We start from the raw sequence: 12,207 nt of genomic DNA on the forward strand, positions 1-12,207 counted from the left end.
CCGCCGCCGTCGCCAGAACGAGCGCCGCCGCCCAGACAGCCGGCCGCCCCCCCCCAAGGCCCCCCGCCCTTCGTCCCATCCGCCGCCCGCCCGCTCAGAACGGAAAGTCCAACCCGGCGAACACCGCGCCGCCCTCCGGGCTATAGCCGTAATCCACGCGCCCCACGACGTTGGGGCGCACCAGCCCGCGAAACCCGACGCCGGGCGTCATCTTCAGATCGGTCAAGGTCAGCGTGTCGAACCGGCTGAAGGCCTTGCCGACGTCCAGGAAGGGGGCCATCTCGAAGTCCGCGACCACGTTGAAGACCTTCGTCCGCAGGACGTGCAGCCGGTCTTCGATGTTCAGCACCATCAGGTGCTTGTCGATGAACCGGTCCACCCCGTAGCCGCGCAGGTTGATCTGCCCGCCGAGGGAGCTCTGCTCGTAGAAGGGCACGTTGCTGCCGAAGGTGGCCTGGACGTTGCCGCGCATCACGAGGATCATCCCCTTCGACGGGCTGGGCAGCAGCTTGGTGATCTCCAGGTTGTACCGGGTGTACAGGGGGTTCTGGTCGTTCTTGAAGTTCTGGTTCAGCTCGGCGTAGACGGTCACCTGCATGCCGTCAGTGGGCGAAACGAGGTTGTCGCGGGTGTCGTAGTGGAAGGTGGCGCGGCTCCCGAGGATCGAGGCCCCGCCCATGCCGGGCGCGGTGGGGAAGACCTGGGCGCTGAAGGGGAAGGCGGTGACCGCCCCGGGTTGGATCTCCACGTCCCGGTACCGCTGGCCGATCGCGACCTGCGTCACCTCGTTCAAGTGGACGCCGAACTTCCACTGGGCGCGGATCTCCCGCGCCGTGTAGTTCGTCTGGTTGCTCTCCGTGGTGTTCGACCCGATGCCGAAGAACCGCGACGTGGCGTTCTTGAAGAAGGAGCCGCCGAAGGTCAGGGCGTAGCGCCCGTGGTTGAAGGCCGGGTCCGTGTAGCTCATCACCAGCTTGCGCTCGATCTTCTCCGACACCGACGCGATGAACCGCAGCTCGCGCCCCCCGGGGTCGTACCGGAAGACGTTGATCGTGCCCCGCGTCCCCACGTACTGGTTCACGATGAGCATCGGCGAGACGATGTACCTGAGCTCGCCGCCCGGCTCGGTGATCAGGAAGGGGACGATGACGCCGGCGTCGTTGCCGTCGTTCTTGCTCGTGGAGACGGAGGGAATGAGGAAGTAGGACGTCTCCGCCCAGGCCGGGCCGATCACGAAGAGCCACGCCGCCGCCGCGAGGATCAGCCCGAGCGGCGGGCGGCGTCGGGGCAACCATGCCATAACCCGGGCGCAGCCGATCAGGACGAGGACTTCTTGTCGTCGGGCTTCTTGTCCTGCGGCTTCTCCTCCGCCTTCTTGCGCAGCGTCTCGAGCAGCTCCGCGTACGAGGAGTCCTTCAGGATCTTCTTGAACTGGCCGTTGTAGTTGTTGACGAGGCTGACGCCGTCGATGATCACGTCGTACACGCGCCAGCCGCCGTCCTTGAGCAGCATCCGGTAGTCCAAGGGGACGGTGGTCTTCCCGGAGAGGACCTTCGTCCGCACCTCGGCGAAGTCCTGCTTCACCCGCTCGCCCAGGTACTCGACCTGCTCGCCCGAGTAGCCCTCGATGCGGCCCGAGTAGGAGTTGGCGAGCATCCGCTTGAACAGGCCCACGAACTCGGCCCGCTCCGCGTCGTTGAGCTTGTGCCACTGCGCGCCCAGCGACCGCTTGGCCATCTCCTCGTAGTCGAAGCGTTCGTTGATCACCTGCTCGAGCAGCCGGCGTCGCTCCTCGACCTTGCCCGGCTTCTTGAGTTCCTTGTCCTCCAGGATGCGGATCACTTCGTTGATCGAGGTCCGCACCGTCTCCATGGCGCTCGGCGCCCCGGCCTCCGCGCCGGGCGCCGCCGGCGCGACCATCGCCGTCGCGAGCAGGACACCCCACAGGAGACCGCCCCTCCGCCGCCCGACCCCGCCCGTCGGCCCTCCGGCCGGTGCCGTGCCGCCGCCGTGATTGCTCATGTCCGCCCCCTCCACCCCCCGCCGGGCAAGCGCCTACTTGGATTTGTTGACATCCCCGTGGATGTACTGGCTCACGAGCTCTTCCAGGTCGAGCCCCGCCTCGGTGTCCCGGATCAGGCCGCCGTCTTTCAGGGGCTCGCCGCCGCCCCCGGGCGACAGGGCGATGTACTTCTCGCCGATGATGCCCCGCGTCTTGATCGTCGCGAAGGTGTCGCTGTAGACCGTGACGCCCTGCTTGATCGAAAGCGTGACGAGGGCCCGCTCGTCCCGCAACGCGATGCCGTGCACCCGGCCGACCTCCACCCCCGCCATCTCCACCGTCGCCCCCGGCTTGAGCCCGGAGGCCGAGGTGAATTCCGCCTCCAGCCGGTAGTACTCCCCGCCGACGATCTCCAGCTTGCCGAGCTTGATCGAGAGATAGCCCAGGCAGGCGACCCCGACCAGGACGAACACGCCGACCACCGCCTCCAGCCTGGCTTTTTCCATCGTCACCGCTCCGCCGGTGTGGGGGCCGGCGCGACCGTGCCGCCGACCGAGATGAATTCCCGGATGCCCGGGTCCTCCGTCCGCTGAAACTCGTCCGACGGCGCCATCGCCGCGATCCTGCCGTCCTTGAGCATGGCCACCCAGTCCGAGATCCAGAACACCTCGGGAATCTCGTGGCTGACCATGACGGCCGTGAAGCCCAGCGCCCGGTGCGTCTCGACGATCAGGTCGTGGATCGTCTTCGCCATCAGCGGGTCCAGGCCGGTGGTCGGCTCGTCGAAGAGGATGATCTCCGGCTCCATGACCAGCGCCCGCGCCAGGCCGGTCCGCTTCTTCATGCCGCCGCTCAGCTCGGCCGGGTACTTGTGGCCCATGCCGGCCAAGCCGACCTGCGCGAGCTTCTCCTCGACCTTGCGCCGCACCTCGCCGTCCGGCAGCCGCAGCTTCTCCCGGAGGGGGAAGGCGACGTTCTCGAACACCGACAGGGAGTCGAACAGCGCCGCCCCCTGGAAGAGCATCGCGAAGCGGCGCCGCACGTCGTTGAGCGCCCGCCCCTTGAGCCGCGAGATCTCGACCCCGTCCACCCAGACCTGGCCGCGGTCGGGCTGGAGCAGCCCGATCATGTGCTTCAGCAGGACGCTCTTGCCCTCGCCGCTGCGGCCGATGATGGTCGTGATCTTCCCGACGGGGATCGTGAGGTCCACCCCCCGCAGCACCGGCTGGCCCCCGAGGGCCTTTTCCACGCCGACGAGCTTGATCATCTACAGCAATACGGAGGTCAGGAAATAGTCCCAGACCAGGATCAGCACCGAGGTCAGGACCACGGCCTCGGTCGTCGCCTTGCCCAGGCCCTCGGCGCTCATCTCCGTGTAATAGCCCTTGTAGCAGCAGACCCAGCTCACGATCACGCCGAAGCTGACCGACTTGAGGATGCCGCCGTACACATCCTTCCATTCCACCGCCGACTCGAGCGAGGACCAGTAGGAGCCCGGGTTGCCGCCCAGCAGCTCGACCCCGACGAGGTACCCGCCGTAGATCCCCACGACGTCGAACATCGCGACGAGCAACGGCACCCCGATCAGGCTCGCGACGAGCTTGGGCGCGATCAGGTACTGCAGCGGGTTGACCGCCATCGTGTCGAGGGCGTCGATCTGCTCCGTGATCCGCATGATGCCGACCTCGGCGGTCATCGCCGACCCGGCCCGCGCGGTGACCATCAGGGCGGCGAAGACGGGCCCCAGCTCACGGATCATGCTTAAGCCCACCGCCGAGCCGAGGACCGCCTCGGAGCCGAATTTCCGCAGGGTGTAATAGAGCTGGAGGCCCAGGACCATGCCCGTGAAGGCGGCCGTGAGCGTGACGACGAAGGCCGACTTGTACCCGATGAAGTGGAGCTGCTTGACGACCTGGAAGGGCCGGAACGGCGGACGCAGAAACCACCCGGCCGTGGCCAGGAGAAACAGGAGCATCCGGCCCATCTCCCGGACCACGAACAGCGTCACCCGCCCCGTCCGCTCGAGAAGTGCGATTCCCATGTCAGGCCAACCGATCCAGCAGGGCCACCCAGAACGTCCGGAGCGTGCCGGACGCGGTGGAGGCCTGGCGCCTGAGCCGGCGCAACCCCGAGAGGCTCGAGGGACGGGCCAGGCACTGCGCCGCCCCGCGCAGCCAGCCGCGGGGCTTCAGGAACAGGTTGAAATCCAGCGGGAGGTCCTCGTCCACGAGGTCCGACACGGTGCGGACCGCCAGGAAGGGGACGCCCGACGCCGCGCAGGCGGCCGCGATCGCGCCGCTCTCCATGTCTACGGCGACGCCCGTCTCCGCCATCGCCCGCTTCTCCTCCGCGCGCCAGAGCACGGCCGGCACCGTGACGAACCGACCGCGGTGCGCCGGGAGGCCGGCCTCGCGGGCCGCTCGGGCGGCATGCGCCACGTGGTCGGCGGCGGAGGGCACCACCAGGTCGGGACCCGGCGACGGGGCGGCCTGCGGGTACCAGGCCACATCGGTGCCGATCATCACGTCGCCGATCTGGGAGGGAACGAGCGCGCAGGCGAACCCCGAAGAAACGGCAAGGTCCAGCGGCCCCTGCGAGAGGGCGCGTCGGCAGACCGTCCCGGCCCGCTCCGGTCCCATCCCCGTCCGGACGAGCAGGACGCGGCAGCCCCCCCGCCGCCCGACGGCCGAACCGGCGAGGGCGGGCGGCCCCTCCTCTCCGCCGCTCGGAATCGCGCGGCGGACCGCATCGAATTCCCACCGGGTGGCGGTGAAGATGGCGATCCGCGTCACCGCCCCGCCCGCGCCCGTCAGGCGTCCTGGCGGAACCGGCCCGTCCGGGACGCCGTCCGGCGCAGCTCGTCGGCCTTCGTCTGCCCCCGCGTCCGCATGCTCCGGTACATGGCGAGCGCCCACAGGGGGAAATACTGGCAATACCAGTGGTAGCGCAGGTAGAACACGCGCGGGAACCCGGTGCCGGTGTGGCGGGACTCCCGCCAGGCCCCGTCCTCCCCTTGCTGACGCAACAGGTAGTTGACGCCGCGCACGACGCTGATCGAGTCGGCCATGTCGGCCGACAGCAGCGCGAGCAGGGCCCAGGCCGTCTGCGACGGCGTGCTCTCGCCCTGGCCGGCCGTGGCGGGGTCGGCGTAGGACAGACAGGATTCCCCCCAGCCCCCGTCGGGATTCTGCTTGGACTCCAGCCAGGCCACCGCCCGGCGCACCCAGGGTGCGCTCATGTCCTCGCCGATCGCGCGCAGCCCGGCGAGCACGGACCAGGTCCCGTAGATGTAATTGACGCCCCACCGACCGTACCAGCTCCCGTCCGCTTCCTGCTCGCGGCGGAGAAACTCCAGGGCCGGCGCGACCGCGGGATGGGTCCGGTCGTAGCCGAGCACGCCCAGCATCTCCAGACAACGCCCGGTCAGGTCCGCCGTGCTCGGATCGAGCAGCGCGCGGTGGTCGGCGAAGGGGATCAGGTTGAAGACGACCCGGTTGTTGTCCTTGTCGTACGCGCCCCAGCCGCCGTCGCTGCCCTGCATGGCCATGACCCAGCGATACCCGCGGGCGATCGCCCGCTGCTGCGCCGCCGCGTCCGTCATGCGCAGCTTGGCCAGCCCCATGATCACGACCGCCGAATCGTCCACGTCGGGGTAGAACTCGTTCTCGAACTGGAAGTACCAGCCGCCCGGCTCGACCTTGGACCCGGCCGACACCTGCCAATCGCCCACGGTCTTCGTCTGCTTGTTCAACAGCCAGCCGGCGGCCTTGAGCAGCGCGGGATGGTCCTGGGGAAGGCCGGACTCGATCAGGGCGTTCACCAGCAGCGCGGTGTCCCAGACGGGCGAGAAGCAGGGCTGCAGGTGCATGGCCTCGACGGCCTCGCCGTCCACCGTGACCCGGTCGTGGACCTCCAGCGCCTCGATCTCCTTGAGCGCCTTGACGAGCTGCGGGTGGTCCACGCCGTACCCCAGGCAGCGCAGCGCCACGACCGAGTTGGCCATGGCCGGGTAGATGGCCCCGAGCCCGCCTTCGCCCCGGAGGCGCTCCAGCATCCAGTCCGCGGCGGCCCGGAGCGCCCGCTGCCGCAGCGCCCGGATCGGCATCCGGTCGTAGACCTTCAGCAGTCGGTCCAGCGTGATGAAGAAGTTCCGCGGGGTGAACCAGGCCGCGTCCTTCTGAAAGGGCGGGACCCGCCGGTACTTCACCTGCCCGCGCGGCGTGAGGTAGAGCTCGTCGATCCCCTGCTCTTTCGGGATGCGGCAGACCGGCCGGTACGCGAAGACGATCAGCAGCGGGATCAGCACCGCGCGCGACCAGTAGGAGATCGCGTAGATGCTGAAGTAGAAGCGCTTGGGCAGCAGCATGATCTCGGGCGGCATGCTCGGCACGCCGCGCCAGTCGTACTGATCGAAGAGGGCCAGCGCGATCTTCGTGAAGACGTTGGCCGTCACGACGCCGCCCATCGCCAGGATCCGCTCGCGGGCGCGGACCATGAACGGCTCCTCCGCGGACACGCCGGCGAGCTTGAGGGCGAAGTAGGCCTTGACGGAGGCGCTGATGTCGGCGGGGCCGCCCGAGTAGATCGGCCAGCCTCCGTCGGCCATCTGCGCCGACGCGAGGTAGCGCACGGCCCTGCGCTCACGCTCGGGGTCCACGAGCCCGAGGAAGCGGCGCAGCATCAGGTACTCCGAGGTCAGCGTCGTGTCCGCCTCGAGCTCGGCGACCCAGAAGCCCTCCTGCCGGTCCTGACGCCCCAGGAGCCACGCCTGGCTCCGGCGCATGGCCTCGTCGATCGCGTCCAGCGGTCCGGCGGACGGGCCCGACGCGCGGCGGCCGGCCTCGGCCGCGCCCCCTCCGGCGGGGTTGTGGGCGACCAGCCGCAGCGACGGCGCGGGCCGGCCGCGCCCCTGGCCCCCGAGTCGGGAGGGGACGGCGCCGAACAAACTATCCGACAGCCGGGTCAGGAAACCCTTCAGCAGTCTCATGCGATCCTTGTCGTCACGTGGTGGCGGGAGAGGAGGCCTGGGGAAGGGACGCCTCCCGACGCGCGGCTGGAACCGCGCGACCGACCAGGGAAAATACCATAGGGGGTCCTTATAACAAAAGGAGTTCCGAGTGTCAAGCCGACCGCGGCCCTCCGGGGCTCGGCCAGGCTCACGCCGGCTGCAGGTCCGCCAGGCGGACCGACACCAGCTTGGACACACCGGGCTCCTCCATCGTGACCCCGAAGAGGGAGTCCGCGACCGCCATCGTCCGCTTGTTGTGGGTGATGAGGAGAAACTGGACCCCCTCGGCCAGCTCGCGCAGCACCGACACGAAGCGGCCGATGTTCTCCTCGTCCAGCGGCGCATCGATCTCGTCCAGGATGCAGAAGGGCGAGGGCCGGATCAGGAAGCTGGCGAAGATGAGCGCCATCGCCGTCAGCGTCTTCTCGCCGCCCGAGAGCATCGTGATGCTCTTGAGACGCTTGCCCGGCGGCTGGGCCACGATGTCCACGCCCGGCTCCTCCGACTTGGGGGGCTCGCCGTCGGGGCCGGCCTCGGGCTCGACGAGCACCAGCTCGGCCCGTCCGCCGGGGAAGAACCGCCCGAACACCTCGCCGAACTTGGCCTGCAGCTCGTTGAACGTCTCGAGGAAGAGCTGCTTGGTGGTCCGGTTGATCTTGGCGATGATCTCCTTGAGCGAGGCGATCGAGTTCGAGAGGTCCTGCTCCTGGTCCGTCAGGAAGGCGTAGCGCTGCTCGAGCTCCTCGTGCTCCTCGATGGCCGCCAGGTTGATGTTCCCCAGACGGTCGAGCCGCTCGCGGATTTTCGTCAGCCGCTCCTTCAGCACGACCACCGGAGACGGCGCCGCCTCGGGCCCGCCGCCGAGGTCCTCGCCCTTGAGGGGCAGGTCCAGGTTCCTTTCCTCCGGCGGCACCTGCGCGAGCGCGGCTTCGACCGTGAGCTGGTAGGTGCCGGCGAGGGTGCCCTCCAGGGTGGTGAGCTGCGTCCGGATTTCGGCGCGACGCACCTCGACCGCGGTCCTGGCCTCGCGGGCCTCGGCGAGCGCGCGCTGGACGGCGGCCAGCGCCTCCTCCACCCGACGCTCCTGCCGTCGCTCCGACTCCAGGGCTTCCTGCGCCGACAGGAGCCGCGCGCGGGTCGCCTCGGCCCGCTCGCCGCATTCCCGGCAGAGCGCCTCGTTCCGCTCCCGCTCCGCCCGGCTCCGCCGGATCGCCTCGTCGAGGGCGGTCACTTGCCCCTGCAGCGCCTCGATCCTGGCCTGCCGCTCCGCCTGCTCCGCCGTCAGCCGGACGAGGTCCCCCTTCGCGTGGTCGCGCTCCTTGCGCAGCCCCATCAGATCGAGGCGGGCCTCGGTCGTGCGCTCGGCCGCCGCGCGCTCCTCCCGCTCGACCGCCGCCCGCGTCTCGTTCCAGCGGGCGAAGGCCGCCTCGCGGACCTCCTTCTCCCGGACCGCCAGAGCCTGTTGCGCGCGGCCCGCTTCGATCTCGGCCTCGAGTCCCCGTGCCTCCTCCTCGCACCGGCGCCGTTCGACGCCGACCGTCTCGAGCTGGCGGCCGAGCCGCATCAGCCCGTCGGCCAGCCCCTGCTCATCCTTGCCCTCGCTCATGTCGCGCATCTCGAGGTCGCGGACCTCCGCGTCCAGCCGCTTAAGGAGAGCCTGGGCCGCCTCCCGGCCGGCCGCGGACTCGGCGCGCAGGGCGACCTGCTCCGCGAGCGCCCGGCTCACGGCCTCGCGTTGCGCTTCAAGCTGTTCGACCTCCCGGCGCCGCTGCAGCAGCCCGCCGGTCACGCCGGCCGCGCCGCCGCTCACGACGCCGGCCGCGTCCACGACCTCCCCCTCCAGCGTGACGAACGTCGGTCCGCCGGGGCCGGCCCACTCCGCCCGCTCCAGGCACCCGAACGCCGCGTCCAACGACTCGACGATCACGATTCCGCCGAACAGCCAGCTCAGCAGCGCGTCGAGCTCGGCCGGGCCCCGCAGCAGCTCCCGCGCATGGCCGACGACGCCGGCTGTCCCGCGCAGCGCTGGCCACCAGGGCGGCGCCGCGGGCGAGACGCCCGCCGGCCCGCGCGGACGGGCGGGCACGAAGGTGCCGCGCCCCAACGCGCGGCTCCTGAGAAATTCGACGGCCGGCCGGGCCTGCGCCGGCTCGTCCACGAGCCACGCCCGGACCCGCTCGCCGAGCAGCGCCTCCACCGCGCGCTCGAGCCCGGGCGGCACGACCAGCCATTCGCCCAGCGCTTCCCGCACGCCGGGGCAGGCGGTGCGCAGGGAGGTGGCCGGCTCCTCGCCTTCCCGGCCGTAGCCCATCTCCTCCCGGAGCACGGCCTGGAGCACCTTGACGCGCGATTCGAGGGCGGCCAGCTCGGCCTGGTGGCGGGCGACGCGCTGCTCCGCTTCCCTCGCCCGCGCCTCCGCCACGGCGATCGCGCGCGCGGCCGCGTCGCGCTGCTCGATCAGCGCGCGCAGGGCTTCCTGTGTCGCGGCGCGGCGCCGGCGCAGCTCCTCGCGCTTCGCGTCCAGTCCGGCGCGTTGGGCCTCCGCCTCGGCGGCCTCCGCGGCCAGCCGCTCGGCGCGCCGGATCGTCTCCTGCCGCCGCCCCTCCAGCGCCTGCAGCCGGCTCTCTCCGTTGGCCGCCTGGACGGCGATCTCCATGGTCGCGGCACGCAACCGCTCGACCTCCCGGTCCGCCTCCGCGCGCCGCGCGGCCAGCGCCTCGGTTTCCCGCTCCAACTCGGCGAGCCGCGCCTCCCGGACGGCGATGGTCCGCTCGGCTTCCGCGACCCGCTCCCGCAGGGCGGCGACGGCGCCCGCCGCCTGCTCCCGCTCTCCCGCAAGCCGCGCCGCCTCGTCCACGGCGGTCCCCCGCTGCCGCTCGAAGAGCTCCAGTCTGTTCCGCTCGACCTCCACCGTGCTCAGGGCCTGGCTCCGGTCGCGCTCGACGGCGGCCAGGTCCTCCCGGACCCGCTCCAGCGCCCGCTGGCCCTCGGTCAGACTGAAGCGCAGGCCTTCGAGCTCCTGGACCAGCCGGGCCTGCCCGGCCAGGTGCTCGGATTCCGCCAGCTCCAGCCGGCCCAGTTCCCCCTCGACCGTCGCCTGGGCCTCCACGAGGCCGCGATACTCCCCGGCCAGCAAGCGCACCTCGATCTGCCGGGCCTCCGCCTGCAGCTCCCGGAACGTCCGCGCCTGCTTGGCCTGCCGCTCCAGCGCGCTGCGCCGGGAGCGCAGCTCGGCGATGATGTCCCGCACGCGGAGGAGGTTCTGTTGCGTGGATTCCAGCTTGCGCAGCGCCTCGGCCTTCTGCTTCTTGTAACGGACGATGCCGGCCGTCTCCTCGATGAGCTCGCGCCGCTCCTGCGGAGAGGCGTTGAGAATCTGCTCGAGCCGCCCCTGCTCGATCACCGTGTGCCCCTTGGTGCCGGCCCGGCTGTCCAGCAGGAGGCTGCGGATGTCCTTCAGGCGGCAGGCGGTCTTGTTGAGGAGGTATTCGCTGTCGCCGTTCCGGTAGAGCCGGCGGGTGAGCATCAGCTCGTGGAACTGCCCGATCCCCTCCGGCAGGCCGGGCAGCCCCGCCAGCCGCTGCGGATCCACGCCGCTGAGGGTGAGGGACACCTCGGCCATGCCCAGGGGCTTGCGGGCCTCGGTGCCGTTGAAGATCACGTCCTCCATCCGCTCGCTCCGCAGGGTCTTGGTGCTCTGCTCGCCGAGGACCCAGAGGATGGCGTCCACTACGTTGCTCTTCCCCGACCCGTTGGGCCCCACGATCGCCGTCATGCCGGGGGGAAACTCGATCTTCCCCTCGGCGAACGACTTGAACCCGGTCAGCTCCAAGGATTTCAGGTACATACGCGCCCTCTCCCCCTGCCAGATGAGGTGCCGCAGCCCCAGGCGGAATGGGGCCCTTGTACCATAGGCCTTGGGGGAAAAGCAAAAAGAAACGCTGTATCTATGGGCATGCGGGGACATGCCCTACTACGGATGGGGGAACGGCTTAAACGGGCACGCGGAGCCGGTGCAGAGCTTGACCGGCGCTACACCCGGGAAGGCTCGGCCGGCGTCTTGAAGCGGACCAATTCCTTCGGCAGCATGAACTCGACGTCCTCCTCGACCACCGCCAGCTCCTCGACCTCGGCGGCGCCGAACTGTTTGAGATAGTCCACCACCTGGGTGACGAGGATTTCCGGCGCCGAGGCGCCGGCCGCGATCCCGACCGCCTTCGCCGCCCGCACCCAGTCGGGATTGATGTCGCCGGGACAGTCGATCAGGTAGGAGGGGATGCCGCAGTACTCGCCCAGCTCCCGCAGCCGGTTGGAGTTGGAGCTGTTCGGCGAGCCGATGACCAGGATCACGTCCACCACCTTGGACAGCTCCTTGACCGCGTTCTGGCGGTTCTGGGTCGCGTAGCAGATGTCCTCCTGATGGGGCCCCTTGATGCCGGGGAAGCGGCGGTTCAGCGCCGCGACGATGTCCCGGCACTCGTCCACGCTCAGCGTCGTCTGCGTGACGTAGGAGAGGTGCTGGTGGTGCTGGACCTGCAGTTTTTCGACGTCGCTGACGGAGGACACCAGGTGGAACTTGTCCGGCACCTGCCCGAGCGTCCCGATGACCTCGGGGTGCCCGGCGTGGCCGATGAGGATCAATTCGTAGCCCTGGGTGTAGTCGCGGTTGACCTCGTTGTGGACCTTGATCACGAGCGGGCAGGTCGCGTCGATGACCTTGAGGTTGCGCCGGCGCGCGTCCTCCCAGACCGCCTTCGCCACCCCGTGCGCGCTGAAGATGACGATGGCCCCGTCCGGCACCTCGTTCAGCTCCTCCACGAAGACCGCGCCCTTCTGCCGGAGCGAGTTGACGACGTGGCGGCTGTGCACGATCTCGTGCCGCACGTAGATCGGCGCGCCGTAGGCCTTGAGCGACAGCTCGACGATCTCGATCGCGCGGTCCACGCCCGCGCAAAACCCCCTGGGCTTGGCAAGGTAGATCTTCATTGGCTCGACGCGCTCCCGTTGAGTGGCCCTACCGCTCCGCCGGCCCCACGGCCAGCACGACACCTTACGGCATCGCAGTCCAGAACGTCAACCGGTCGGCAGACCCATGAGGGCCGCGCCGGACAGTCCGCTCGCATGGGCCGCCCGTTCCGTCCTCGCCCTGTCAAGCCATTTGGAAATCTTACCCTGGAGTGATTCGTTGCGTCATTTC

The 12,207-nt window shown here is 70.1% G+C and carries 9 protein-coding genes; all 9 read right to left on the reverse strand.

Annotated elements, in window-relative coordinates; genetic code table 11:
• Nucleotides 1–94: 94 nt before the first annotated feature.
• The 9 genes from AC1U7O_RS10640 to ispH all read right to left on the reverse strand — a co-directional run bounded on the left by AC1U7O_RS10640 (nt 95) and on the right by ispH (nt 11,996).
• Entirely contained in the window at nt 95–1,300 is a 1,206-nt protein-coding gene (locus tag AC1U7O_RS10640) for a BamA/TamA family outer membrane protein (RefSeq protein WP_479894746.1), read from the reverse strand.
• 17 nt (nt 1,301–1,317) lie between these two features.
• Nucleotides 1,318–2,022, reverse strand: a complete 705-nt coding sequence (locus AC1U7O_RS10645; protein ID WP_479894747.1) for an MlaC/ttg2D family ABC transporter substrate-binding protein — start codon at nt 2,020–2,022, stop codon at nt 1,318–1,320.
• Nucleotides 2,023–2,055: 33 nt separating this feature from the next.
• Nucleotides 2,056–2,508, reverse strand: a complete 453-nt coding sequence (locus tag AC1U7O_RS10650; RefSeq protein WP_479894748.1) for an MlaD family protein — start codon at nt 2,506–2,508, stop codon at nt 2,056–2,058.
• A gap of 2 nt (nt 2,509–2,510) precedes the next feature.
• Nucleotides 2,511–3,269, reverse strand: a complete 759-nt coding sequence (locus AC1U7O_RS10655; protein ID WP_479894749.1) for an ABC transporter ATP-binding protein — start codon at nt 3,267–3,269, stop codon at nt 2,511–2,513.
• On the reverse strand, nt 3,270–4,043 hold the full coding sequence (locus tag AC1U7O_RS10660; RefSeq protein WP_479894750.1) for an MlaE family ABC transporter permease: 774 nt from the start codon (nt 4,041–4,043) through the stop codon (nt 3,270–3,272).
• 1 nt (nt 4,044) lies between these two features.
• Nucleotides 4,045–4,794: a 5'-methylthioadenosine/S-adenosylhomocysteine nucleosidase family protein gene (locus AC1U7O_RS10665; protein WP_479894752.1), complete on the reverse strand. Its 750-nt coding sequence runs from the start codon at nt 4,792–4,794 to the stop codon at nt 4,045–4,047.
• A gap of 17 nt (nt 4,795–4,811) precedes the next feature.
• The gene (shc, locus tag AC1U7O_RS10670; protein WP_479894754.1) at nt 4,812–6,989 is read right to left on the reverse strand and encodes a squalene--hopene cyclase; all 2,178 of its coding nucleotides are present in this window, start codon (nt 6,987–6,989) and stop codon (nt 4,812–4,814) included.
• Nucleotides 6,990–7,158: 169 nt separating this feature from the next.
• Complete coding sequence (gene smc, locus AC1U7O_RS10675; RefSeq protein ID WP_479894755.1) at nt 7,159–10,857, reverse strand: chromosome segregation protein SMC; 3,699 nt, start codon at nt 10,855–10,857, stop codon at nt 7,159–7,161.
• A 185-nt stretch (nt 10,858–11,042) separates the two neighbouring features.
• On the reverse strand, nt 11,043–11,996 hold the full coding sequence (gene ispH, locus AC1U7O_RS10680) for a 4-hydroxy-3-methylbut-2-enyl diphosphate reductase (protein WP_479894756.1): 954 nt from the start codon (nt 11,994–11,996) through the stop codon (nt 11,043–11,045).
• Nucleotides 11,997–12,207 lie beyond the last annotated feature (211 nt).

This window comes from Candidatus Nitrospira neuquenensis (assembly GCF_979578155.1).